The following is a 26435-nucleotide window of genomic DNA, read 5'->3' on the forward strand; positions in this document are numbered from 1 at the left end:
ACATCCGGCTGCTTTCTCTGGTTACCTTGCTTGTATTCCGGCTAACTGGGCCTCCAGTTGGCGAATCTGACCAAGGCTGATCGCTTTGGCTTCTGCCAGTTGGCGGTTTTCCTCGGCCAGTCTGTCGCACTCCGTCCGGTTGTCAGTCGCTGCCTGTGTTGCATTGTCGAGTAACAGGCTCAAGCGTTGTTGTTCATGCTGGCTTGTGGTCAGCTGCTGATTATTGGCGGTGAGTGATGCTTGCAGCGTGTCGTTCTGTTGCTGCAAGTCCGCGATGGCTGTGCGGCTGTGCTCAAGGTGAATGTCAGCTTCCCGCTGCGCTCGGCTGGCTTCTGCCAGTGCTTGTTTTAATCGGCTCATTGCCAGGGATTGCTGCTCCAGCTGCTGAGCCTGGCTGATATTGAGCGTGTCCAGCTGGTTGTTTTTGGTGCTGGCAGCGTTCAGCTGTTGCTGCAAATCCTGCTGTCGGTCTTCCAGCTGCTGTAATGAAAACCGGAATTGCTCGCGCTCTTGCTGGCGATCGCTGGCCATTTGCTGCTGGTAGTGTTCAAAATGGTCGCGAATATCGCGATTTTCCTGGCGTAATTCGGCGATGGTTGCCCGGCATTCGACCAGCTGCTGGCGAGTTTCATCCAGTGTCGCATCGCTTTTCACCAGCTTCAGGGTTTGCTGCTCCAGGGTTTGCGAGAGCTGTTTGCGCTCAGCCTTGAGTCTTTCTATCTGTTCCTGCTGCTGGGTGTTTTCAAGGCTGGTCTGTTGTTGTAGCGCAACAGCCTGGGCCAGTTCTTCCTGCATGGTTTGCAGCTGCTGCTGGGTGTCGGCTTCAATCTGTTCAATCTTTTGCCCTGCCAGCGCCTGAGCCTGGGCATACACCAGCTTGAGTGCCTGGAGTAATTCGGCTGGCAATCCGTCGCTGTTGCTGTGTTCGTCACGCTGCTGACGCCAACGCTTGAGTAATGGCGCGATAGTGCTCTTGCTACCGGTGCCCAGATGCTCCCGCACCCGATCCACTGTCGGCTCGGTGCCTGCCTGGGTAATGGCGGCCGCGGCCTGGTCAACATCCTGATATGTCACCCCTGTTCTGCCCACTGTTTTTTATCCCCGATATGTTGGTGCGATTGATTTCGTTGGCTACCGCCTTTGCTGCTGGACGGCCTGCCGATCCTTTGCGTGGCTGGATCTCTGACTTTTTCGGCAGCTGGCTGAAGTACTTGCTTCAGGCGGCGTATTCCAGCTTCTGTCGTGTTATTTTAAAGTGTATTACGTAACACGTAATATTACATAATTTATCTGGAAATATAAAAATAAAAATTCAAAAATATAACCAGCGATAATAAATGTTATCGTTGGTTATAGTAGTATAGGTACCCTGTCAGCCCTGTACCGGCGGTACAACCCCCAACAGGCCAGTTACATCACGGGAGAAACCATATGAGCAAAACCCCCATCAGCCATCCTCTCCCCACAACCGGGGATGCCAACAAAACGCCGCCTCTGGTCCCAACACCTCCGCTTCCAGCGTCTCAAGCCGCGGCACAGCATTATTTGTCCCAGGCAACTTCCGACAACACCCGGCAAGCGTATCGATCGGCCATCCGGCAATTCGAAAAATGGGGCGGTCGGCTGCCTTGCGATCACGACACCCTGGTGCGCTACCTCCTGGCAAAAGCGGTGGTACTTAACCCCAGAACCCTGGATTTACACCTGACGGCTATCAGTCAGTGGCACCACTATCAGGGCATGACCGACCCGGTACGAGATCCACTGGTGCGGAAAATCATGGAGGGGATTCGCCGCACCCACGGTCGCCCCAAACAGAAGGCCAAGGCATTACGGCTGGAGCACCTTGCACAGATGGTGTCCTATTTGAGAGGCTTACCGGATAGTCCGAGGCAGCGGCGGGATATCGCCATTGTCCTGACCGGCTTCTTTGGTGCTTTCCGGCGCAGCGAACTGGTTGCCATCCAGGCTGAAGATCTGACCTGGGAGCCAGAGGGGTTACTGATTCACTTGCCGCGTTCAAAAACCGACCAGCAAGCAACCGGACTGGTACGGGCCTTGCCGTTTGGAGATGCCAGCTGCTGCCCGGCCAGCGCCATCAAAATATGGATGGACGTGGCCGGTATTACCAGCGGGCCGCTGTTTCGTCCAATCAACCGCTGGGATCAGATTCAACCCCGGCAGCTGAATCCGGGGGCAATCAATACGCTGTTGAAGTCACTGGCGCAGGCGTGCCAGTTTGATTTTGCTCCCGACCTCAGTAGTCATAGCTTTCGCCGTGGCCTGTCGACATCCGCGGCACGGGAACGGATAGACTTCGAACTGATCAAGAAACAGGGCGGCTGGCGGAACGATGCCACCGTGTGGGAGTACATAGAGGAAGGCCAGCAATTCAGTGATAATGCGTCACAGATTCTGATGGATAAAGTCACCAGCCTGATGAATCAAGCAGGCTCAAACCGTTCATAACACCAGACGGATATCAGCTCAGGGAAATATATGACCATAGAAGTGATTTACCAATACATATTCGGGGCAGCTGCCCTTGCCTTGCTGTGCGTTGTCGCCAGTGTGTTTACCCGACGTATTGGTGCTCCGGTGTTATTGGTGTTTCTTGGTCTGGGCATGCTGGCCGGCGAAGATGGCCCCGGAGGCATCAAGTTTGATGACTTCAGCCTGGCTTTTCTGTTTGGTAACGTCGCTCTGGCAATTATTATTTTTGATGGCGGCCTTGGCACCCGCAAGGACACCTTCCGTGTCAGCCTGAAACCCGCACTGTCACTCGCCACCATTGGCGTTATCGCGACCGCATCCATAACGGGCTTTGCCGCTCATATGATTCTTGGCCTGCCATGGCAAGAAGGTTTGCTGATTGGAGCCATTGTGGGCTCTACCGATGCTGCGGCCGTATTTGGCTTGCTGCGCGGTGCTGGTCTGGAGCTCAAGGAACGTACCGGCGCCACGCTTGAAATAGAGTCCGGGTCAAATGACCCGATGGCCATCTTCCTGACCATCACTCTGGTACACCTCATACAACTCAGCGGCAGTGGCAATCAGATCTGGACCATTCTCAGTGAGTTATTCCGCCAGATGGGGCTGGGGCTGGCCATCGGTTTTGCTGGCGGTTATTTACTGGTACAAATGCTGCGGCGCTTGCCGCTCTCTTCGTCCTTGTATCCCCTGCTGGCACTGGCGGGCGGCATTAGTCTGTTCGGCCTTACAACCCACTGGGGAGGCAGCGGTTTTCTGGCTATCTTTATCGCCGGAGCCATGATTGGCAATACCCCTCTTCCCTACAGCAATGACATTCATCGCTTTCACGATGGTATTGCCTGGCTCAGTCAGATCGGCATGTTTTTAATGCTCGGGTTGCTGATCACGCCCAGCAACCTGGTACCGATTATTTTCCCGGCCGTGGCCATTGCCTTTGTCCTGATCTTTATTGCAAGGCCGCTGGCCGTCGCGGCGTCATTACTGCCCTTTCATTTTCCATGGCGGGAACAGGTTTTTATTGGCTGGTGTGGCTTGCGCGGCGCGGTACCGATTATTCTGGCACTGTTCCCCTCGCTCGCAGGCCTGGAACACACCCAGACCTACTTTGAACTGGTCTTTTTTGTTGTGTTGATTTCTTTGGTTCTGCAAGGATGGACCATTGCGCCGATGGCCAGATGGCTACAGATAGAACTGCCTCCAACCGCAAAAGATCCGGAGCATTTACACCTGACCATCAAGCACGAACAGGACAAGGAATTGCTGATTTATCCGGTGTTGGCTGGCAGTCGTGCCGTCGGCCTGAACGTTCGGCGTTTGCCAGCAACAGAAGGCAGCCAGGTCGCAGGCGTGATTCGTCAGGGCATACTGATAAAGGATACCGACCAGCAAAAGCTGCTATGTGATGATCAGGTAATGATCCTGGCGACCAGCAGCGCCAAATCAGAACTAGGCCGTGTTTTTGCACCGGCCGCACAGTCTTCACTGCTTGAATCGGCTCGTTTCTTTGGTGAGTTTGTCTTGCATTCCGAGGCCCGGTTGTCCGATGTTGCCCTGGCTTACGGCTTTGAGGTTGATCCTCTTGATGCTGCCCTGACCGTCGAGCAATATATTGTCCATCAGTTTCATGGTAAACCCGTTGTTGGAGACCATGTGGTACTGGGACGCGTCAAACTGATCGTCAAGGAAATTGAGGGCGACCATATTGTATCGGTTGGTTTGAAGTTGGGAATACCGCAGAAGTAGCCGCCAGAAAAACATTCACACAGCGCCAAAGCAGGCGCAGACAACAAACAAGACACAGGAGTCAGAAATATGGATGTTTTTGCGATCATCGCTCGATCATCTTTTACAGAGATTGCAGCGCTGCTTGTACTGGCTGCGCTGATGGGGTTCGTTGGCCTGTTAATGAGGCAACCGCTGATTGTCAGTTTTATTGCCGTTGGCCTGGTGGCCGGGCCATCCGTACTGGATATTGTTCACTCCACCGCTCATATCACTCTGTTGTCCGAGCTTGGCATCGCGATCCTGTTGTTTCTCGTTGGCATCAAGCTGGATGTAAAACTGATCCGCTCCATTGGTGGTGTGTCGGTTATGACAGGGCTGGGCCAGGTCGCCTTTACCTCGATCATTGGGTATCTCATTGGTTTGGCCATCGGGCTGGATCAAATCACCAGCCTCTATGTCGCCGTTGCCCTGACCTTCTCGTCCACAATCATTATTGTGAAATTGCTGTCAGATAAACGGGAAATCGACTCGCTACACGGCAAAATTGCACTGGGCTTCCTGATTGTTCAGGATCTGGTCGTGGTCCTCGCCATGATTGTACTGGCGACCATTGGCATCGGCGCCAATCATGATGGTGCCAGCACAACGTCCATCTGGAATGTCGCTATTTCAGGCACCGGACTGGTGTTACTGGTGGTGATATTTGTTCGCTATATCGCTAACCCCTTGACTGAGAAACTGGCCCAGGCTCCCGAATTGCTGGTGATCTATGCCATTGCTCAAGCAGCGTTATTCGCAGCGATTGGCGATCTGATCGGGCTGGGCATGGAGGTGGGCGGCCTCTTGGCCGGGGTCGCTCTGGCCTCAACACCGTATCGGGAAAGCATTGCCGCGCGGCTTGCGCCATTACGTGATTTCTTACTGCTGTTTTTCTTTATTGCTCTGGGCTCCACTCTGGACCTGTCACTGCTCGGCTCTCATATTACCGGCGCCATTATATTCTCGCTGTTCGTCTTGATTGGTAATCCGCTGATTGTTCTGGTGATCATGGGAGCCATGGGCTATCGCAAAAGAACCGGGTTTCTGGCTGGCCTGACCGTTGCTCAGATCAGTGAGTTTTCTCTTATCTTTATTACCATGGGAATCAGCCTGGGACATGTGCAAGCGGATATCCTCGGGCTGGTCACACTTGTGGGGATCGTCACCATTGCAACCTCAACCTATATGATCACCTATTCTCACCAGCTTTACGCATTGTTCGAGCCAGTGATCGGGCTGTTTGAGCGCGCCGGTGCTCCCCGCGAGCAGCTGATAGAGCAACACACCAATGCCAAGCATGCGGTGATTATTTTTGGCCTGGGCCGGTTGGGAACAGCCATTGCGGTACGACTGCAGAATCAGGGAATCAAGGTGCTTGGGCTAGACTTCAACCCGACAGCCATCAAGCGCTGGAATCATTTAGGGCTGGATACCGAATACGGCGATGTGACCGATGCAGAATTTATAACCGAGCTGCCGCTCGGGCAAGCCCACTGGGTGGTGTCAACGATTCCGCATCACCATGTCGGGGTTTCCTCCGAAGATACCCGTAAAACCATTATTCAATTAACCCGCGCCGCAGGGTTTGCAGGCAAGCTGGCTACGGTATCGCAAAGCAAGGCAGAAACAGAAGAGCTGAATATGCTGGGTGTTGATCTTGTTCTGGAGCCTTTCCAGGATGCCGCCGACCGCGCCTCTGAATTGTTACTCGAAGGGCTTGACCAAGCACATCCCGGTTAATCCGGGCTTCAAACGGTTGGCATATACGGTGTTGCATATGCCAACCACTAACCGTCAGTAACGGTAATCTTCCCTGCCTGCCTTCCCCGCCTATCAGCAATCAGCAATCAGCAATCGCCCCGGCTCGACGACAATACGCTGATGCCGCTGCCGGGGTGATTCACAGCCGTCAGGACTCAGCGGCCGTTCTCATACGCCGAAGCGCAAGTCGAATCTGCTTTTCAACTTCAATAATAGTAAACAGCGCCACGCCGACTCCGAAGATCAGCACACATTCCAGTAGCGGAATCGCTTCGGTTTCAAAGATAGCTTGCAGTGGTGACCAGTACGTCATACTGAGTTGCGCCACCATAATAACCAGCACCACAGCCCAGACCACCCTGGTTCCTCGAACGGCCTTCCAGGTCAACGACGTGCTGTAGATGTTGCGAATAAAGAACAAATGGAAGATTTCCATCACCACCAGGGTATTCAGGGAAATGGTCCGGGCGAGTTCGACCGAATGACCCTGCCCGATGGCATAGTGATGGATACCAAAAACGCCGCATAGAAACAGAAAGGAAACCAGCAAGACATGCCAGACCAGCTCGCCACCCAGCAACGGCTCATTGCGAGCACGTGGCGGTCGACGCATGGTATTGTCTTCTGTTGGCTCAAAGGCCAAGGCAATACCAAGCGTAATCGCGGTAATCAAGTTAACCCATAATAATTGAATGGGGGTAACCGGCAGTGTCATTCCCCAGAGCAAGGCCACCACAATGGTCATCGCCTCCCCGGCGTTGGTGGGCAAGGTCCAGCTGATGACTTTTTTGAAGTTATCATAAACCGTACGCCCTTCGCGCACGGCCGAGACAATGGAGGCAAAGTTATCGTCCGCCAACACCAGCTCCGCAGCTTCCTTGGCCGCTTCGCTACCTTTTTGCCCCATCGCGATACCGGCGTCTGCACGTTTCAGTGCAGGCGCATCGTTTACTCCGTCACCCGTCATGGCCACGCGCATACCGATGGTTTGTAATGCCATTACCAAACGTAATTTATGTTCCGGGCTTGTTCGGGCAAAAATATCGCAGTCCAGCACCTCCTGACTCAGAGCGGCATCATTCAAATCATCCAGATCTGCCCCTGTCAGTACCTTGTCTGCATTGTGCAAACCGATCTGTTTGGCGATGGCGGCGGCGGTTTTGGTGTGATCCCCGGTAATCATTTTTACCCGAATCCCCGCGCTGTGGCATTCCGCAATGGCGGTTATTGCTTCCGCGCGAGGCGGATCCATCATCCCGACCATACCCAACAAGGTCAGGGAGTCCGCCACATCATCATATTCCAGCACGGTGTGCTCCGCGGTAACCGGCCTGACCGCCAAAGCCAGCACCCGCTGGCCAAGGGCCGCAATGGATTCGGCTTGTGCATTCCAGTAGCCCAGGTCCAGAGGTTCTGTTGCACCTTCGGTACAGCGTTGATTGGTGCACATCGACAAGATTTGTTCGGGCGCACCTTTAACAAAAATAAACGCCTGATGCTCATGATCGTGATTCAGCGTCGCCATAAAGCGGTGGCGGGCATCAAAAGGGATAGCATCGGTACGCGTCCAGAGTGCCTGCTCCTGGGGAGGGTTCAGCTGCATCTTGCCAGCAAACGCCAGCAAGGCCCCTTCCATCGGGTCGCCTTCCACAATCCAGGCGGCATCATGCTCACGCAGGGCAGCATCGTTACAAAGCACAGAGGCCCGGGCGAGCTCTTCAAGCATGGTGTGCCTGGCAGGATGCACCTCATCAGCCCCCGACTTGAGCACGCCGCTTGGCTCATAACCGTTGCCATCAAGAGAAAACAGGTGCTGATGCGTCAGTACCGAGGCCACCATCATCTCATTACGCGTCAGCGTGCCGGTCTTGTCGGTACAGATAACAGAAACAGATCCCAGTGTTTCGATGGCGGGCAAGCGCCGCACAATCGCATTACGCCGGGCCATGGCTTGAACCCCAATCGCCAGGGTAATGGTCAACACTGCGGGCAGCCCTGCCGGAATCGCCGCCACCGACAGCCCCACTACAGCCATAAACATATCGGTAAAATTGTAATGCGCTACAAAATGGCCAAATACAAGCAAGACAGTAGCCACCACCAGAATAAAAATAGTCAGCCATTTGGCAAAGACATCCATCTGGGCAACCAGTGGTGTGGTCAGAGTCTGAACCCCGGACAACAACCGACTGATGCGGCCTATTTCGGTGTCCGGGCCAGTGGCAACCACTACCCCTCTGCACTGGCCACTGGCGACCAGGGTGCCGGAAAACGCCATGCAAGCCCGGTCGCCCAATGATGCCTCTTCAGCCACCGCCTGGGTGTCTTTTTCCACCGGCACCGATTCACCGGTTAAAATGGCTTCCTGTATCGAGGCACCATGGGCGGTCAACAGGCGCAAATCCGCAGGTACTTTATCGCCGGCTTCCAGCAACACAATATCGCCCGGTACCAACTGCTCACCATCAACCGTGATACGCTCACCATTACGAATCACATTGGCACGAGGGGCCAGCATATGCCGAATGGCATCCATGGCCTGCTCGGCCTTGCCTTCCTGAATAAATTCAATAATGGCATTAACCACGACCACTGCCAGAATAACGCCAGTGTCGACCCAGTGGCCCAGCAGCGCAGTAATCACTGCAGAAGCAATCAGTACATAAATCAGAACATTGTGGAAATGCTGCAGAAAACGCAGCAACACATGACGCCGTGGTGCTTGCGGCAAGCGGTTAGGGCCATGAGCCGCCAAACGCGTAGTGGCATCTGTCGGGTTTAAACCGCTGGCAGAGGTTTCGAACGCCTCAAGCGCTGCCTCTGTTGTGGTGTTGTGCCATCGACTCGTAGGGGGGGTGTCTTCGGAATGCTGCATGCCTGCCTCCTTGCTACATAAAATTCGGTCTTACTCTATCCAACCACCCAATAGCGACACCAACCTATATCAATAAATAGTTGGAAAATCTGGGTTTTTGGTCATCGTATAATCAGTCCGTTTGTTGTAAAGGCTGCTGCCCGGTACAGCGGCATGCTGACTACCCTGCGCCTTCAAGGGCTGCTATAAATACTCCCTGTATTTCCGATAATCCCAAAGGTGTTCATTTTCCATGTCCACGGCCCCTCCCATTGCTTTTATCGACAATCTGAATTACCTCAGCAGCCCATTAACAGATGCCCGCCAAGTCCTGTTACGCCAGCCATCCCTGAGAGAGATCGAAGGCAGCTTTGACGATCTGGTGCATTCTTTTGAATTCCTGGTCAGCTTTAATGGTTCAACCGCTACCTTTAACAGCTACCGCCGTGAGATCGAACGTCTGTTGCAATGGACGTTTACTGTACGTCAATGCGCTCTTGGTGAGCTGCGGCGCGTCGACCTGGAAGACTACATCGGTTTTTGCCAGTCCCCGCCTGATTGCTGGATTGGCACCAGCCAGGTTGCACGTTTCAGCAAAACGCCTGAAGGGCGAATCCCCAACAGCAAATGGCGGCCGTTTGTGATTCAACCCGACAAGTCATCTTTGGCGGGAGCGCGCCCCGACGTCTTTGCACTATCGCAAAAAAGCCTGCAGTCGGTATTTGCGGTTTTATCCAGCTACTTTAATTATCTTATTCAGGAAGATTATCTCCAGACCAACCCCGTCGCTCTGATTCGGCAAAAAAGCAAATACCTGCAGCGTCACGCCTATGCCGAACCGATTCGCCGCATCTCCAACTTGCAGTGGGATTATATTCGGGAAACGGTCACCCAATTGGCAGACGACAACCCCCGGGAGCATGAACGCTCACTGTTTATCATGTTGTGCCTGTTTGGCATGTATCTGCGGATTTCCGAGCTGGTCGCCGATGAACGATCCACCCCGGTGATGGGTGATTTTCAATGTGATCAGGATGGTAACTGGTGGCTGCGGGTGGTCGGCAAAGGGAACAAGGCCCGTATGGTGACGGTATCCGATGATATGCTGGCGGCGCTGGTGCGTTATCGGGAATATCTCGGTTTGACGCGTTTGCCGCTACCTGGTGAGCAAACCGCCCTGATTCCCAAACTGAAAGGTCGGGGTCCGGTAACCAGCACTCGGCAAATTCGTTATCTGGTGCAATTCTGTTTTGATACGGCGCTGGAGCGAATGACTCAGGAAGGATTGGCTGATGAAGCCCAGGAGTTACGTGTTGCCACCGTACACTGGTTAAGGCATACCGGCATATCGGAAGATGTTCGCACTCGACCGAAAGAACACGTCAAGGAAGACGCAGGCCACGCCAGCATGGCAACTACCGACCGTTATATTAATACACAAATGCGCGAGCGCCATGCCAGCGCCCGCAACAAAAAACTGAAGCCCGGGTATTAACCCGGGCACTGCCCATCAGGACATATGCTGACCACCGTTGGCGGAGATATTACTGCCCGTTACAAACGCGGACGCATCTCCGGCAAGGAAGCTGATAACGTTGGCGATTTCTTCTGGCTGACCAAAACGACCAACCGGAATACCTTTCAGAATCTGGTTACGGATTTCTTCCGGTACATCCATGATCATGCTGGTGGCAATATAACCAGGAGATACCGTATTCACGGTAATACCCTTGGAAGCCACTTCCTGGGCAACGGCTTTGGTAAAACCATGCATACCGGCTTTTGCTGCTGAATAGTTGGCCTGCCCGAACTGGCCTTTCTCTGCATTAACAGAAGAAATATTAATAATCCGGCCCCATTTCTTTTCCAGCATCTCGTTGATCACCAGACGCGTCATATAAAAAACAGATGACAGGTTGGTGTTGATCACGTCATGCCACATTTCCGGGGTCATTTTTTTCAATGTGGCATCACGAGTAATTCCGCCGTTGTTGACCAGAACATCAACTGAGCCAAATTCTTCGCGAATCTTGTTGATACAGGCTTCGCAAGATTCCCAGCTGGTAATGTTGCCAAAACCAAGGGCAATATCATAACCCTCGCTTTTCAGCTTTTCTTGCCAGGCCTGGGCTTTCTCATGCGACCCTCCCGAATAGTATCCAGCGACCACCTGATAGCCATCATCATGCAGTCGCTTACAGATGGCAGTTCCTATTCCGCCAGTTCCACCGGTAACCAATGCAATACGTTTTGTCATCCTTCCACTCCTTTTGCGTTTCGGTTTACTGTTTTTCCAGCTGCTGTTGTCAGCGGCATTCCATCTTACAACTCGTCAGTGACCAGACTATTGCATCTCATCAATACTGTCTTCTAGCACCGATTCAAACGTTAACTCTGACACGTTTAGATACACCTTACATGCGTTCGGATGAATGAGACATTGAGCTGAGTTATACTTCCTGCCCTTTTTCTGCCAGTCATCGTCTTCCATGAAGTTTGTCGTCAAGTTCTTCCCTGAGATTACTATTAAATCCAAGTCAGTGCGCAAGCAAATGACAAAAATTTTGCGCGCCAACCTACGCACTCTGACGCGCAAACAAAACATTTCGGCCGATGTCCAGGACCGCTGGGATAGCCTGGTCATCGAGGTCAATCTGTCAGCCACAGAAGACATCGCCATGACGCACCGCCATATGGTGCAGATCCTGTCTCACACTCCCGGCATCGGTTATGCGCTGGAAATTGACGAACACCCGTTCGAATCACTGGACCAGGCCTATCAGCTGGTACGTGAAGCCAATCGTGATGTATTGGAAGGAAAAACCTTTTGCGTCCGCGTCAAACGGGCCGGTAATCACGACTTCACATCCCATGACGCTGAGATTTATATGGGCGGCGGTTTACTGAAGGAAACCGGTGCCATTGGTGTTTCGCTGAAAAACCCGGATGTTGTCGTACATGCCGAGCTGCGCAATGACAAGGTACAGGTCGTCAAGCGCCGTATCCCTGGCCTGGGGGGCTTTCCTCTCGGTAGCCAGGGGGATGTACTGTCATTGATCTCTGGTGGCTTTGACTCCACCGTCGCCAGCTATCTGCTCACCCGGCGCGGCCTGAAAACCCACTTCTGTTTTTTTAATCTTGGTGGCAGCGCCCACGAGATCGGCGTCAAGCAAGTGGCCCATTACCTCTGGTCTTGTTATGGCGAAAGCCACCGGGTGAAATTTGTCACTATTCCTTTTGAAGAGGTAGTCGCTGAAATTCTGACCAAGGTCGATAACGGTCATATGGGGGTAGTGCTCAAGCGTATGATGATGCGGGCCGCCTCACAGGTGGCAGACAATCTGAAACTGCACGCCCTGGCTACCGGAGAAGCCGTCGCCCAGGTATCCAGCCAGACCATCTCCAATCTGGCCATTATTGACCGTGCTGCCGAGCATATGGTTTTAAGGCCGCTGGCGGCGATGGACAAGCAGGATATTATTACCATTGCCCGTCGTATCGGAACGGAAACCTTTGCAGCCAATATGCCGGAATATTGTGGCGTCATCTCGGTCAATCCACTGACCCATGGCGAGCGCAGTAAAACGGAAGCGGCCGAACAGGCCTTTGACTTTACGGTACTGGAGCGTGCCTTGCAGCGTTCAAGCTATCAACGTATCGATCGGGTGTTAGAGGAAACGGGCAGTGGTCTGGAGGATGTTGCCTTGCTGACAACTCCCGCCCTGAGTGATGAAATTATTGATATTCGCCATCCTGACGAAGCGGCGGACGCGCCTCTGGAACTCGCCAACAACCCGGTCAGACATATTCCATTCTATGAACTGGAAAGCCGCTTGCGAGAGCTCGACACCAGTGGCCAGCAACGTTACCTGCTGTACTGCCACAAAGGCACCATGAGTAAAGTCCACGCTCACCACGTCAATCAGACACACCCGGGACTGTTCGGGGTGTTTATGGAAAAACGCTGAGTGCGCCGACCTGATGATCAGGCAGCAGAGACAAATACACCGCCAGGAGGCGGTGTATTTACAAGCAAGGCCATCTTGTATTTACAGGCGATTCAGGCCATTTAATGCCGCAACACGATAGGCTTCTGCCATGGTTGGGTAGTTAAAGGTGGTGTTGATAAAATAGTTCATGGTATTGCCTTCACCTTTCTGGTTCATGATGGCCTGACCGATATGAACAATTTCCGCTGCCTGGTCACCAAAACAGTGAATACCCAGGATTTCCAGCGTTTGGCGATGGAACAGCAATTTCAGCATACCCACCCCTTCGGCCGTAATCTGCGCCCGGGCGATGTTTTTGAAGAACGCCTGCCCCACTTCGTAAGGGATTTTTTCCTCGGTCAGCTGACGCTCGGTTTTACCGACCGAGCTGATCTCCGGAATGGTGTAGATACCGGTAGGCACAGAATCCACGTAGTGGAAGTCAGACGGGCAGGCAATAACCGATGCCGCTGCACGACCCTGGTCGTACGCTGCTGAGGCCAGCGCCGGCCAGCCAATCACATCACCAATGGCGTAGACGTTCTGTACCGCAGTGCGGTATTCCTTGTCGACTTCAATCTGCCCGCGGGAATTGGCTTCCAGTCCCAGATTCTCCAGCCCCAGGTTTTTGGTGTTGCCACTTCGACCAGCAGCCCACAAGAAAGCATCAGCTTTGACCTTTTTACCAGACGCCATGATCATGGTGACAAAACGATCATTACTCTCAACGGAGTCAAACTGCTCGTTGTGCCGGATCAATGCCCCCTTGTCACGCAAGTGATAGCTCAATGCGTCGGAGATTTCATCATCAAGGAAATTCAATAACCGGTCACCGGGGTGAATCAGATCCACCTTGACGCCAAGCCCGGAAAAGATCGAAGCATATTCACAACCAATCACACCGGCACCATAAATAATAATGGTCCGCGGCGTATGGCTCAGTGTCAGAATGGTGTCGGAGTCATAAATGCGCGGGTGATTAAAATCAATACTGCTTGGACGCCATGGGCTGGAACCGGTTGCTACCACAATCTGGTCGGCGTGCAGGCGTGTATTGCTGGTATCACCTTGATATACATCTACCGTATTGGCATCTGCAAAACGGGCTTTGCCTGTGTATACGTTAATACGGTTGCGACCGTAAAACTCGGTACGCAACTTGACCTGCTTGCCAATGACTTTTTCGGCACTTTTTAATACCTGTGGAAATGAGAACCAGCGTGGCTCACCAATCTCCCGGAACATGTTATTGGTATTAAACTGAATAATCTGTTTGACGGCGTGACGTAATGCCTTGGAGGGAATGGTCCCCCAATGAGTACAGTTACCGCCGACCATCTTCTTGTCTTCAATGACGGCCACTTTCTTGCCGTGTTTGGCAGCATTCATTGCTGCCCCTTCTCCCGCAGGGCCGGCGCCAATAATGACTACATCATAGCGGTAATCTGCCATCTAACAGTGCTCCCATATCCAGTGAGTATTCAATTCCGATCTTGGCCATATTCTAGAGCAAATGGCCAGGTAAGGTTGTTAGCGCTTGGTCGCGTCGTAAAACTCGGCGCCGACTGATTTGGCGGCTGCAATCTTGCTTTCTTTCTCGCATTTTTTCTTGTCACCGCCACACACATCGCAGGCAGATTCCATGCCGATCGCTGCCATACCACCACATGAACCGGAAATAGGTTTGCGTCCCATCAGCACACCAACAGCCATGGCAGCCACAATCAATAACATGACCGCAAAGGCCACAAGCATCATAGTCATAAGATTATCCTCGTTATTCGTTTCCCTGCATCAGACCAGGAAAACGACGTAAAAATTCATCAGAAGCCAACTCGGTAAAGCCGTCTCCAGTACGTACAATGGCATACATCGTCAACTGATAACGGTTGGCCAGTAAAACAGCCTGTTCAGGGCCAGCAACGGTCAAGGCCGTTGCCCAGGCATCTGCCAGGGCGCAGCTGGGATTCAGAATGGTCACTGACGCCAGCTGGTGAGTAATCGGATAGCCGGTGTGCGGGTCAATAGTATGAGAATAACGCACCCCCTGCTCTTCAAAATAATTGCGGTAGTCACCGGAGGTTGCCAACGCCGAGTCACCTGGCTCCAGAACCAGCTGTACCTGATGCGCCATACTATCCAGTGCAGGCCGTTCTATGGCAACCCGCCAACCACTGCCATCCGGCTTGCTACCACGCGCTCTCAGCTCACCGCCAATTTCCACCAGATAAGAGACCACCCCCTGCTGCTCCAACAAATAGCCAATCTGGTCAACTGCCCATCCCTTGGCAATGGCAGACAAATCGATATACAGCGGTTTGTCGGTTGACAGGGTCCGGTCATCAAGATGAATAGCGTCAGAACCGATACCGGCAAGCAGGCCGTTGACCTCTTCTTTCGACAACTTCTGGTCGCGGTGTTTGCCCGGCCCAAAACCCCAGGCATTAACCAAAGGGCCAACGGTAACGTCAAACCGGCCTTCACTCTGGTTATAAATCATCAGTGCTTGTGCCAATACATCGGCCAACTCTTCAGACAAGGTGACATTATCCAGCGCCAGGGTTTGCCGGTTTAATTGCGACAACTCCGAGTCAGGATCATAGGTAGACATAATGCGATTGATATCCGCCAGGCGCTGATCGATCAGATGCTGGATCAGTTCGGCGCTGTCGTTCTGGCCGATCCAGCTGACGTGATATTGCGTGCCCATGGTCGGCCCTGCGACCTTGACGACTGAATCCGGCTGGCTACACCCGGCGGCGGTGAAAATTACCAAGAGAACAACAAACAAATGTTTTAACATGACACCCCCTGAAATGGCGGCGTCAGTATACAGTGAGTTAGCCCTGGATGCCCACCGCTGGCCTGCATTCTGACACGGAGTCCGGATCGATGAAAAAAACAATCTATAGCCTGGCAGGATTTGCTGCCCTTCTGGCACTGGGATTTGCTGCCTGGGTGTACAGCAGCACCTATCATCCTGCCGCACAAGAAACCGCAGAACTGTCTTGCCCCACCACTACCCCTGAGTACGATGCCCGCCAGGGACCTTTATCGGTCATGAGCTACAACGTGCAGTTTTTTGCGGGCAAACAGTATGTTTTCTATTTCGATATGCCAGACAACCAGGGGCCAGATACCCGACCATCAAGCCAGGACATAGCTACCACCATCAGCGGCATTGCTGCCTTACTGAAAGAAACTGCACCGGATATTGTTTTTTTGCAGGAAGTTCACGATGGTGCAGCCGCCACCGACCATGGCGATCAACTGGCCGAGTTGCTGAAGCAGTTACCAGCAAACCGTTATCCCTGTATTGCCAGCACCTATTACTGGAAAGCGGATTACATTCCACACCCCCAGATCATGGGCAGTGTTGGCATGAAACTGGTGACATTGTCGCGCTATAAACTCAGTGATGCTCTGCGCCACCGTCTGCCACAACCTCCGATGGATATCGTCTCCGCACAGTTTTACCTCAAGCGGGCCATCCTGGAAGCTCGACTGCCCACCGTGGGCGGTCCGGATTGGCAACTGTTTAACACCCACTTTGACGCTTTTGCCCAAGGCAGCGATACCATGGAGCAGCAGGTGGATATCGCCGCCAGCCTGATGCAAAAGCAAGACCGCCAGGACCGGCCGTTTATTCTGGGTGGCGATCTTAACTTGCTGATGCCAGGACAACTGGCTCAGCTGCAACCCAGCCAGCGTTATCTGTACCAGGAAAATACCGAGTTACGCCGACTGCTCCAGTGGCCATCCGTTCCTTCCGTAGAGAACATCCAGAGCGAAGCCGCCACATGGTTTACCCACTACCCGAATGACCCGGATGTCTCCGGCCCGGACAGAACGCTGGATTATCTGTTCTACAGCCAACAGTTATCCGCACACAATCCAGAGGTCATTAACACCCGGACGACACAAAATCTGTCAGACCATCTGCCAGTTTGGGCTGGTTTTTCTTACCCTAATAACAAAAAAGAATAAGCTGAAATGAAAAAATTCCATCATTCATATCTTTATGCCTATATTTGAATGCTGGAACATGACGTACACTCTCCACCAAGAAGGAGAGAATCACTATGCAAGAAATTTTATCTGAAGAAATGCTGGAACTGATCGCACAGCGATTTCGTTTATTATCCGACCCCATGCGCCTGAGAATTCTGCATCAGCTGCAACCGGGAGAAAAATCCGTAGGTCAACTGGTGACCGCAACAGGAGCCTCCCAGCCCAATGTGTCGAAGCACTTGTCGACACTAAGAACCCATGGCTTGGTCCGCCGTCGCCAGGAAGGCAATATGGCGTATTTCAGTATCGGCGCACCTTTCATTTTTGATTTGTGCGGCACTGTTTGCGACAGCATGAAAGAAGAGTGGGAGCAGCGTCAGTCGTTGCTGGATAATTCGTCCAGCACTCGCAGCTAGCCAGGAATCAACAAGGGACAGGGATAAAGAACCAATGCGCCAGACTGTTCTGGCGTTCAGGGAGCGCCAACAGTACGTACCGGCGTTTCTTCGCTGGCCACCCAATAATAACGACCGGACTTTTCCGTGCGACTTGCCTGACCAAGCCGTTCCCAGGTTTCCATAATGGAGCGGAATTGGGACTTGCTTACCCGAATATCATCAACTGCATGGGCATTGGGTCGACGTCCCAACAACTGTTTTCGAACGGTCTCGGCAATAAATGCTTCCAGACAGGCACGCAGCCGATCTTCGCTGATATTACCGACAAAAGAACTGCGCAGTGCCCGGTACAGCTGATCCAGACGGGCAGGCAACACCATTTCTTCACGTGATAGATTACCCCCCTGATAGACCTTGGCCGACACCATCAGATTGATGGACTTGCGGCTCATTTCCAGCCGCTCCCGTACCGAGAGTGCCGTGCTGGCCAGATCGGAAATGGAGGCATTACTGGCCGTCGCCAGGTCGGAACTTACCGGATCGGATACCTGGTCACCCATTACATCAGCCCAGCGAACCCAACCGGAATCGGCATTCAGTTCAAGACTGCCAATGGCTGCCCGAACAAACGACAATAATTCATCCCGCAGATGCCACAATTTATAACTGACCTGCTGAGTCACCAACTGATAAAAACCCTTCAATCGCCCCTGCTCGACTGACAGTGAGCCGGCGACCGGAAGTTTTTTAAGGAATGCCAATACCGGTTTGCCTACCGTCCTGGCATGGACAAACTCTCTATGCAGATAACTGATACCGGTTGGTGCCATTGGGCCATAGTCATCCCCAACCAGAAGAATAAAAAAATCAGCCAGTTCAATCTGTCGACGCGCCAGATCCCAATCGTAACCCTCACCGTCTTCCCGACAGGAAAAACTGACATTGGTCATATCCATTCGGGCAAGCAAGCGCTCAATCTCGTAACGTTCCAGCTCAAGTCCCTGCTGATTAGATGCCAAGTAAACTAACTGGCGCTTCCCCTCTGGCATTTACACCACCGATCCCAAAATTGTCAAAAACAGCCTAAGAGCGTCACTATAGCAGCGACATTATCCGTAAAACATAGAAAATTCCGCCCATCGTCAACATAGAGCCCAAAGTGCTAACTGCAACCGCATTGGCGGTCAGCACATGATTTGCCCCCATTGCCTTGGCCATCACAAAAGCGGCTGCGGCTGTTGGGCACGCCATCATCAGGGCAACCACTCCAAGCTCGACACCACGAAAACCCATGGCAATCGCGGCGGACACAATCAAAATTGGCAAAATCACCAGCTTTAGCAAGGCCATTTGCAGCGTGGTAGAGTTGGCTTTTCTCAGCGCGCCGAAGTCCAGCGTACCACCAACGCTGATCAAGGCCAGCGGCAACGTCATCTGGCCGAGACTACTGGCCGCACTGTGCAGCGGTTTCGGCAGCTGCCAGCCAAACAGACTGAAAGGCAAAGCCAGTACAATGGCAATGATCAACGGATTTCTGGCGATCATCAACAACTGCCCAGACCAGTTAACACCTTGTCCCCGGGCCAACACCACAACGGACAACAGATTATACGCTGGCACACCGACCGCAAGCACCAGAGCGCCAATCTGCGTACCCTGGTCGCCAAAAGCATAAACCACCATCGAGATACCGATAATACCCAAGTTACCCCGAAATGCCCCTTGCACAAAGGCACTGACGTCATCTTCGTCGATACCCGCAAACCTGGCCCATACAAAACTGAACAGGCAGCTGCTCAAAATTGCCAGCGCCACAAACACTATCAGTTCAATATGAACACCGGAATCAAATCGTACTTTGGCAATGGCCAGAAACACCAATACCGGCAAGGTCAGGGTAAATACCAGCCGGGAGCTGACCGTCACAAAATGATCGTCGATCACCCGCCGCTGCCGCAGGAAAATACCGAGAACCACAAGAAGAAATACAGGAAGTATGATTTCTCCTGTAAAAACAAAGGATTGCCAATACATTTAAAAGGTAGTTCCCTATTTATGAACATGTGTTAAAGCCAACTGGCCGGACACAATAACGCGCCAGCACCAGATGTAAATACTGCGGCTCTTTGTTATTATTGGCTAATCGTTCACCACTCTTGTTGATGTAGCCAAACATGACCCGTCTGAAAAAAAACCGATCTCTCAAACGCATCCACAAGGTAAAAACCGGCAACACTGCCAAGCTCAAACGCGAAGCGGGTAATGACCGTCAAACCGGCAAACGAGTCAAAAACCGCGTTCCGTCGGTATTTGAAAAGTTTCTGGCCGACAACCCTGATGTCAAAGCGGCGCAGAACAAAGAACAACAAACAGACAAAGCAGCGGCCACCCCGAAAAAAACCGAGCGCAAGGTTGAAGCCAAAGAAGCACCACTCGCCGCCAGTCAACCCAAAACTGACGCCCCGGAACGCTCTTTGCTCGACCAACTGGAAGACAAAGATTTCAAAGATATTTATTGATGGCCTGGTGGCAAGCAACATCCTTGCAACTGGCGTGTTTTCCCGCCGTTCCGGAACAAATCGCCCGTCCTTGGGACAGCGCCGATGAATACCTGCTCGATCATCTGGATCGTGATGCTCCCACCCTGCTGTTTAATGATCGCTACGGTGCTTTGTCCTGCGCCCTGACTCAACCGGTCAGCTGGCTCGACAGCGCCTGCGCCCAACGAGCCAGCCGCGACAACCGCCAGCGTAACAGTCTTGAGCTGGCAGACGAGCACTGGATTCACGAGGCTTCACACCTGCAAAACAGCCAGGTACAACAAGTCGTTATCCGGCTACCCAAAAATTTTGAACAATTACGTTACTGGCTGCAGCTGTGTCATCAACACCTGGATCACAAAACACCCTTGTACCTGGCAGGCATGGCCAAACATATCCCGGTGCGCTGGTTAAACTGGCTGGAACAACACAGTGCCGAGTATCGGCAGATGCCGATCCAACGCAAAGCCCGGCTACTGCAAATCCGCCTCCCGGTCAGTGATCCCGGATTACGGACATGGCAAGGCTATACTGTCGGGCAGTTAAACATTCAAGCGTTGCCCGGCGTGTTTTCCCGCAGCAACCTGGATCCCGGCACCGCCTTTTTGTTACACACACTGGAAGATACAAGGCTTGCCCTGCCGACCTTTAGCGGCCGCCTTTGTGACCTCGGTTGTGGCAATGGAGTCCTGGGTTTGTGGCTCAAGCAGCGTCAGCCAGAACTGCAGCTGATCCAGACGGATGATTACCTGCCAGCCGTTATATCCTCTCAACATAACGCTGCCAACGCCGGGCTTGAGGTGTCGTGTTATCACGGCCATAGTCTCAATACCATTCGCGAGCCTCTGGACTGGGTCGTCTGTAATCCCCCTTTCCACGATGGCCACAAGCAGCTGAACAACATCGCCAACGACATGTTCCGTGATGCCGCCCGCCAATTACAGCCCGATGGCAATTTGCTGGTCGTTGCCAACCGGCATTTGAATTACCCGCCCTTGCTCAAACGCCTGTTTAGCCAGGTACAGCGCATCAGCGCGGATCAACGCTTTGTTATCTTCTGGTGCCAGACACCCAAATGCTGACACCCACTACAGGATCTCCTATGAAACCTGCACACGCCGCTGGCCGTAGCGCCTATTGCCTGATGCTGGCACGTATCAATTTGCCCCATTTGCAGATGTGGCAAGACGATCAACAACTGAATATAACTCCATTCACCAAGTTGCTCAGCAAACAAACCGCCTTCCTCAAGGGAGAACTGACTTCCCGAGCCAATCTGGAACGGTTTTTTGCCCAGTTCAGTGAATGGCGCTCCGGACTGACTGAATCCGACACCCTGGGATGGCAAATTGTCGACCTGTGCAATGCTGCCCTGTACGCCTCCAGCGAGTGCGTCTTTGACGACGCCTGCGACGACACCATATTGCTGAATCAATACGTTGCCGATATCTACCAGCAGATGACGGAACTGGGCGCTGAAACATCGGAACTGAAGCATTATTTTGCGTCGATCCAGCAGGAATTCCAGAGTCAATTCAATGAGGTGAAGCATATCCCTTTGCCAAAAGACTTTTTTGTCTGGCTATCCGATATGGATGTCAGTCTGTTCGGTGTGGCGGAATAACAGGAATACGGGCTGGATCAATGCGGCAATTTGAAACGGCGCTAGAATGACGCGTTTATTCCCATTATCCAACCCGGCACTCAGAACCAATATCATGATCATCCCCGAACTGCTTTCTCCCGCTGGCACACTCAAAAACATGGATTACGCCTTTGCCTATGGTGCCGATGCGGTTTACGCCGGCCAGCCTCGTTACAGTTTGCGTGTTCGTAATAACGATTTCACCCTGGATAACCTGAACCAAGGTATCAGCCGGGCGCACCAGCTGGGCAAGAAATTCTACGTCGCCAGCAATATTGCCCCTCACAACAGCAAGGTTGATAGCTACATGAGGGACATTGAGCCCGTCATCGCGATGCAACCCGATGCACTGATCATGTCCGATCCGGGCCTGATCATGCTGGTCAAGGATCGCTGGCCAGATACCGTCATCCACTTGTCGGTACAAGCCAACGTGGTGAACTACGCCGCGGTGGAGTTCTGGCGACGCCAAGGCGTCAGTCGCATTATCCTGTCCCGCGAGCTGTCATTAACCGAGATTGCCGAAATTCGCCAGCGCTGCCCGGAAATGGAAATTGAGGTGTTTGTCCATGGTGCGTTATGTATTGCCTACTCTGGCCGCTGCCTGCTATCCGGTTACATGAACCATCGCGACCCGAATCAGGGTACCTGTACCAACGCCTGCCGCTGGAAATATGACGCCCACGAAGCCAGGGAAACCGACTCCGGTGACGTTATTCCCGCAGGTGTGGAAGAATTTGATCCCGCCGGGCCAGTTTTTAACCCCGGGCAGCAACCCGAACCACCAACACTCGGTAGTGGCAGCACCACCGATCAGATTTTCCTGCTACAGGAAGCCGGCCGCAGCAACGAATACATGCCTGCCTTCGAAGATGAGCACGGCACCTACATCATGAACTCACGGGATTTGCGCGCCATCCAGCACATCGAAAAGCTGGTTGAGCTGGGAGTGCACTCGCTCAAGATCGAGGGCCGAACCAAATCCCACTATTACGTTGCCCGTACGGCCCAGACCTACCGTCAGGCCATTGATGACGCCGTGAGCGGCAAAACATTCAACCCAGCCCTGATGGATACCCTCGAAAACATGTCCAACCGCGGATATACCGAAGGGTTCTTCCGCCGCCATGTACATGATGAATACCAGAACTATGAACGCGGCACCTCGACCAGTACCCGCCAGCAGTTTGTCGGGGAAAGCATGGGGACAACCGCCGACGGCCTGCTGCGTATAGACGTGCGTAATCGCTTCGAGGTCGGTGACCAGCTGGAATTGATGACCCCGCAAGGAAATATTTCGTTTATGCTCGAACATATCCAGGATCGCAAGGGCATCATCCGCAACGATGCACCAGGCTCCGGCTTTGTTGTTGACATTCGTATTCCGGCTAACGTCGTCACACCCGCTGCAAAAAACGTTATGCTGGTGCGGAACTTGCCAGATATTTGCTGATAAACCAGACTGAACCTTCCAACCTACAGGATTTTCCATGTTGATTCGTTGCTATCTGACTCCGCTTATCTTGCTGATATCCCTTTCTTTTTTCACCACCAGGGCAACTGCTGATACGGACAACACCCCGGAGAGCATGGTCAAATCTGCCGTTGGCCTTGTCACCGAACATCTGATGGCCGACAAAACCTGGATAAACAACCACCCCGGCTATCTGAACCGGTTGTTATCGACCAATATCATGCCTTTGATCGATACCCGGCAAATGGGCAAAAAGGTTCTTGGCAAATACTGGCGACGAGCTTCGAGCGATCAACAGATCCTGTTTCTGGAAGCCTTCCAGCGTAAATTACTGACCACCTACGCCGGCGCCTTCCGGGCATATGACGGCCAGCCTGTCCATTTTCTCGACACGCGTTACCGAGGCAACAATCAGGCGCTGGTTGCCAGCCAGATCGAACTGGCCGGACAACCGCCACTGGCGGTCGACTACCGTCTTTATCACAGCGGCCAATGGCGAGTTGATGATGTCATTATTGCCGGCATGAGCCTGGTCAAAAGCTTCCGCGACCAGGTCCAGGCGATGATTCAGAAGCATGGATTCAGTCAGGCCATGGTTAAACTGAGCAGAGAGTACCCAGACAATCGTCCGGTCATCAAACTGGGCTCCGACAGCTGGGCACCCTACGCCGGCAAACAACTGCCAGCGGATGGAATCGCGACGGATCTGGTCACTACCGCCCTGAGTAACCTCGGGTATCTTGTCAATGTTGAATTCATGCCCTGGATGCGTGTTATGGAATCCATCAAAAGCGGTGAGATCCAAGGCGTCTTATCCACCTGGGAAGGCCAGCACGACGACCAGTGGTTATTGTCAGAGGCTTATCTGCACGGCCGGTTACGCTTCGTCAAACCCAAAGACAGTGATTTTCAGTATGTCGACCAAGCCCAGCTCAAGGCCACAGATCTCAAGCTGGGGGTCTATTCAGAAATCAACTACGGCCCATGGCTGAACAATCTCGATAGTTATTTCCAGGTCGAGGGCCGGGATTACTGCTCGCAATTATTTCGTGATGTGGCCAATAACAACCTCGACCTGGCGCTGGTGGATGAATGGGTTGCCACCTCCGAACTGAGCAATAGCCCCACCATTGCCGAACACCTGGTACTGGCTCCTGGTGATGTCGCCAAAACCAGCATTCATCTGGCCATTAACCGTCAACTCAGCAACGCTCCCGTTCTTGTGCAAGGCTTCAATCAGATGCTGCAACAGATGAAACAAGACGGCAGTTATCAGCAGATACTGGAAAATCACCAATACCCCTATCATGATTAAACAACGAATCCTTTACCAAGACAGCGAAATTGTCATTCTCAACAAACCCGGTGGATTGCTCAGTGTTCCCGGGCTATACGACAAAGACTCTGCCTTTGGTCGACTGCAAGACCTGCTGGGTGAATTACACATTGTGCATCGACTGGATCGCGACACCTCCGGCATTATTGTTTACGCCCGTAACAAACCGGCACTGACCTGCATTCAGCAACAGTTTGAAAAGCAGACAACCCGCAAGGTATACGAAGCCCTGGTAACAGGAGAGCCCAAAGGTAATGGCGGCTGTATTAATCTGCCGATCATTGTTGACTGGCCCAACCGCCCACTGCAGAAAATCAGCCATACCGACGGTCGTTATGCCCTGACCCGCTGGCGCAAGCTGGAGGTCGACACCGATGCCACAGGCCAGCGGATGACTCGGGTGGAAATGTACCCCAAAACAGGGCGATCACATCAGTTACGCCTGCATATGCAGCAGATTGGCCACCCTATCATTGGTGACCCGTTCTACAGCGCAGACTATTCAGAACAAAAAACACCTACCATGCATCTGCATGCCAGAGAATTATCCTTCCGCCATCCGACTACGGATGAGCGTATGGATATTCTCTCGCCAGCACCGTTCTGATCAGCCCTTGTCCCCTGTCTGGTGTTGCTGCCAACGAATCAGCAGCACCAGATAAAAACCGAACAGCAGCAAGCCCCCGGCGGTAATTGTGACGGCAATACCGCCAAACAAATCGGGCGCCTTCATTAACGTCGCCATCAGTGAATCCTGATAATAGAAAAACCAGGCATGATCCGGTGGGAAAATCATTTTGTGCAAATGGTAAAACACCTGTTTGGGACCAATCAGGAGCACCGACACCAGCGTCAACCCCAATAACCCACCCAGTAAAGCACCTTGTACTCCCCAGCGTGGGCGCTGCCGCCGCAACCACCAGGTGCCACCAATTGCCACCAGAGCAAACACCCCGCTAGCCAGGCGCAAGACATCAATCAGATTGGCAACATCCTGCAGGTGAACCACCTCAGGCTTTCTCAATAACACCCGGGTCTTGCCACGATAAGCAAAGGTGATGGCTTGCAGCCCCTCGCCATGGTCATGTACCGCCTCACTGATGGCATTAAACAGGCGTACATGTTCTGCTTTATCCAGACTGTCCAGACCACGGATATAGCGGTTTTGCGGGCCATATCGTTCAATATGGTTATCAATATCATAAAACTCATACCAATAATCAAAACCATAATAGGCCGCCGCCTGTCCGAACCACGACAACGACAATGCCAATAACAACGCCGACACAAGCACAAAAAACCAGCCGACCTGTTGAATATATTTCACTTGGTACGCTCCCAGAAAGCATTTAGATATCGGGCCAGAATTACCGCCCCGGCGGATTCCAGATGTAAATGATGATGGCCATCCAGATCCAGGCGCTCAGCCATTGGCAAACACTCGAACCGCGCACAGAACATGGCCTCCGGGATCATGCCGTTACTAGCCCGAACTGCCAGTGCTGGCACAGACATGGCCCGCAAGAAATCCTCGACCATGGGTTCCGTCAAACGAAAAGCAGAAGGACGCCGTAAAGCCGGGTCAGTACGCCACCACCAACGTTGATCACGCTGCTCAAGATTACGCAAAATAACAGGGGCTATCGCTGTGGGAGTGACCGCTGGCGTCGCTTTTAACCGGGCAGCAATCGCTTGTTCCGGAGTTGAATAACCTGAAAAGAGAGAACGTACAGAGGTACTGGCATAACGGCGAAAGGTACTGACTGCCTGATCAGGAGACTGGACCAACGGACCAATAGCATCCAGCAAAACGATACTGGCGAAACGCTCCGGAAACGCGCCCGCAGCCAGCGTCAGCGCAGCCGCCCCCATGGAATGACCGAGCCAATGAACGGATTGGGGGAGTTGATCAGCAACCCAGAGAATTGCTTCTGCTGGTGTCCAGATTGGATAGCCGGACGGCGACCAGGAAGACAGGCCATGGCCAGGCAAATCCAGAGCAATCAGATGGATCTCCGGCAGCTGATTCGCCAAAGCAGCAAAACTGAGCGCATTGTCCAGCCAGCCATGTACAGCGATAACCGTTAACTCACCCGGCTCACCCCATTCCAGGCCATCAATATGACCACCAGGATAATCAAACTGTATCGGTTTCAAACTTGAGCACCAC

General features: G+C 52.9%; 23 protein-coding genes. 13 read left to right on the top strand and 10 right to left on the bottom strand.

Annotated features, from left to right (window positions below):
- Positions 1-21 precede the first annotated feature (21 nt).
- Positions 22-1074, bottom strand: coding sequence for a DNA-binding protein (locus Q8W24_RS02720; protein ID WP_305474318.1), 1053 nt, complete (start codon positions 1072-1074; stop codon positions 22-24).
- A gap of 357 nt (positions 1075-1431) precedes the next feature.
- Here Q8W24_RS02720 and Q8W24_RS02725 point away from each other — a divergent pair, with 357 nt between their 5' ends.
- The 3 genes from Q8W24_RS02725 (at position 1432) to Q8W24_RS02735 (ending at position 5997) form a co-directional block, all read left to right on the top strand.
- On the top strand, positions 1432-2469 hold the full coding sequence (locus Q8W24_RS02725) for a site-specific integrase (protein WP_305474320.1): 1038 nt from the start codon (positions 1432-1434) through the stop codon (positions 2467-2469).
- Positions 2470-2499: 30 nt separating this feature from the next.
- Entirely contained in the window at positions 2500-4236 is a 1737-nt protein-coding gene (locus Q8W24_RS02730) for a potassium/proton antiporter (RefSeq protein ID WP_305413293.1), read from the top strand.
- A 69-nt stretch (positions 4237-4305) separates the two neighbouring features.
- Positions 4306-5997 carry a cation:proton antiporter gene (locus Q8W24_RS02735; RefSeq protein WP_305474322.1) on the top strand — a complete coding sequence of 564 codons (1692 nt, stop codon included), beginning with the start codon at positions 4306-4308 and terminating at the stop codon, positions 5995-5997.
- 169 nt (positions 5998-6166) lie between these two features.
- Here Q8W24_RS02735 and Q8W24_RS02740 read toward each other — a convergent pair whose 3' ends face one another.
- Positions 6167-8893: a cation-transporting P-type ATPase gene (locus Q8W24_RS02740; protein WP_305474324.1), complete on the bottom strand. Its 2727-nt coding sequence runs from the start codon at positions 8891-8893 to the stop codon at positions 6167-6169.
- A gap of 232 nt (positions 8894-9125) precedes the next feature.
- Between Q8W24_RS02740 and Q8W24_RS02745 the strand changes: the two genes are divergently transcribed.
- Complete coding sequence (locus Q8W24_RS02745) at positions 9126-10367, top strand: site-specific integrase (RefSeq protein WP_305474325.1); 1242 nt, start codon at positions 9126-9128, stop codon at positions 10365-10367.
- A 15-nt stretch (positions 10368-10382) separates the two neighbouring features.
- On the opposite strand, the gene phbB is transcribed toward Q8W24_RS02745, so the two are convergent.
- The gene (phbB, locus tag Q8W24_RS02750; RefSeq protein ID WP_303431592.1) at positions 10383-11129 is read right to left on the bottom strand and encodes an acetoacetyl-CoA reductase; all 747 of its coding nucleotides are present in this window, start codon (positions 11127-11129) and stop codon (positions 10383-10385) included.
- 232 nt (positions 11130-11361) lie between these two features.
- Between phbB and thiI the strand changes: the two genes are divergently transcribed.
- The gene (gene thiI, locus Q8W24_RS02755) at positions 11362-12840 is read left to right on the top strand and encodes a tRNA uracil 4-sulfurtransferase ThiI (RefSeq protein WP_305474327.1); all 1479 of its coding nucleotides are present in this window, start codon (positions 11362-11364) and stop codon (positions 12838-12840) included.
- 81 nt (positions 12841-12921) lie between these two features.
- On the opposite strand, the gene sthA is transcribed toward thiI, so the two are convergent.
- The 3 genes from sthA to Q8W24_RS02770 form a co-directional block, all read right to left on the bottom strand.
- Positions 12922-14313: a Si-specific NAD(P)(+) transhydrogenase gene (gene sthA, locus Q8W24_RS02760; protein ID WP_303431590.1), complete on the bottom strand. Its 1392-nt coding sequence runs from the start codon at positions 14311-14313 to the stop codon at positions 12922-12924.
- Positions 14314-14391: 78 nt separating this feature from the next.
- Positions 14392-14625, bottom strand: a complete 234-nt coding sequence (gene nqrM / locus Q8W24_RS02765; RefSeq protein ID WP_303431589.1) for a (Na+)-NQR maturation NqrM — start codon at positions 14623-14625, stop codon at positions 14392-14394.
- Positions 14626-14638: 13 nt separating this feature from the next.
- On the bottom strand, positions 14639-15664 hold the full coding sequence (locus Q8W24_RS02770; RefSeq protein WP_305474328.1) for an FAD:protein FMN transferase: 1026 nt from the start codon (positions 15662-15664) through the stop codon (positions 14639-14641).
- 89 nt (positions 15665-15753) lie between these two features.
- Here Q8W24_RS02770 and Q8W24_RS02775 point away from each other — a divergent pair, with 89 nt between their 5' ends.
- Together Q8W24_RS02775 and Q8W24_RS02780 are read left to right on the top strand one after the other, a co-directional pair.
- Positions 15754-16848 carry an endonuclease/exonuclease/phosphatase family protein gene (locus Q8W24_RS02775; protein WP_305474329.1) on the top strand — a complete coding sequence of 365 codons (1095 nt, stop codon included), beginning with the start codon at positions 15754-15756 and terminating at the stop codon, positions 16846-16848.
- A 95-nt stretch (positions 16849-16943) separates the two neighbouring features.
- Positions 16944-17288, top strand: coding sequence for a metalloregulator ArsR/SmtB family transcription factor (locus tag Q8W24_RS02780; RefSeq protein WP_303431586.1), 345 nt, complete (start codon positions 16944-16946; stop codon positions 17286-17288).
- A 56-nt stretch (positions 17289-17344) separates the two neighbouring features.
- Here the strand turns inward: Q8W24_RS02780 and Q8W24_RS02785 are convergent, their stop codons facing one another.
- Positions 17345-18289 (bottom strand): DUF4062 domain-containing protein, encoded by a 945-nt coding sequence (locus Q8W24_RS02785; protein WP_305474331.1) that lies wholly within the window; start codon positions 18287-18289, stop codon positions 17345-17347.
- A gap of 76 nt (positions 18290-18365) precedes the next feature.
- The gene (locus Q8W24_RS02790) at positions 18366-19304 is read right to left on the bottom strand and encodes an AEC family transporter (protein WP_303431584.1); all 939 of its coding nucleotides are present in this window, start codon (positions 19302-19304) and stop codon (positions 18366-18368) included.
- A 140-nt stretch (positions 19305-19444) separates the two neighbouring features.
- Here Q8W24_RS02790 and Q8W24_RS02795 point away from each other — a divergent pair, with 140 nt between their 5' ends.
- The 6 genes from Q8W24_RS02795 (at position 19445) to Q8W24_RS02820 (ending at position 24872) form a co-directional block, all read left to right on the top strand.
- Positions 19445-19789: a hypothetical protein gene (locus Q8W24_RS02795; protein ID WP_305451796.1), complete on the top strand. Its 345-nt coding sequence runs from the start codon at positions 19445-19447 to the stop codon at positions 19787-19789.
- Complete coding sequence (locus Q8W24_RS02800) at positions 19789-20892, top strand: methyltransferase (protein WP_305474333.1); 1104 nt, start codon at positions 19789-19791, stop codon at positions 20890-20892. The genes Q8W24_RS02795 and Q8W24_RS02800 overlap by 1 nt, the downstream gene beginning before the upstream one ends.
- Before the next feature lie 20 nt (positions 20893-20912).
- Positions 20913-21434, top strand: coding sequence for a hypothetical protein (locus Q8W24_RS02805; RefSeq protein ID WP_305474334.1), 522 nt, complete (start codon positions 20913-20915; stop codon positions 21432-21434).
- Positions 21435-21528: 94 nt separating this feature from the next.
- Positions 21529-22908 carry a tRNA 5-hydroxyuridine modification protein YegQ gene (gene yegQ, locus Q8W24_RS02810; RefSeq protein ID WP_305413429.1) on the top strand — a complete coding sequence of 460 codons (1380 nt, stop codon included), beginning with the start codon at positions 21529-21531 and terminating at the stop codon, positions 22906-22908.
- Positions 22909-23044: 136 nt separating this feature from the next.
- Positions 23045-24244, top strand: a complete 1200-nt coding sequence (locus tag Q8W24_RS02815; RefSeq protein ID WP_305413312.1) for an ABC transporter substrate-binding protein — start codon at positions 23045-23047, stop codon at positions 24242-24244.
- On the top strand, positions 24237-24872 hold the full coding sequence (locus Q8W24_RS02820) for an RluA family pseudouridine synthase (protein WP_305474336.1): 636 nt from the start codon (positions 24237-24239) through the stop codon (positions 24870-24872). Before Q8W24_RS02815 ends, Q8W24_RS02820 begins: the two co-directional genes overlap by 8 nt.
- On the opposite strand, the gene Q8W24_RS02825 is transcribed toward Q8W24_RS02820, so the two are convergent.
- On the bottom strand, positions 24873-25592 hold the full coding sequence (locus tag Q8W24_RS02825) for a DUF1461 domain-containing protein (protein WP_305474338.1): 720 nt from the start codon (positions 25590-25592) through the stop codon (positions 24873-24875).
- Complete coding sequence (locus tag Q8W24_RS02830; RefSeq protein WP_305474340.1) at positions 25589-26422, bottom strand: alpha/beta fold hydrolase; 834 nt, start codon at positions 26420-26422, stop codon at positions 25589-25591. The genes Q8W24_RS02825 and Q8W24_RS02830 overlap by 4 nt, the downstream gene beginning before the upstream one ends.
- Positions 26423-26435: the final 13 nt, after the last annotated feature.

Origin of the sequence: Oceanobacter sp. 4_MG-2023 (assembly GCF_030689165.1) — a bacterium.
Classification (GTDB): Bacteria; Pseudomonadota; Gammaproteobacteria; order Pseudomonadales; family Oceanobacteraceae; genus Oceanobacter.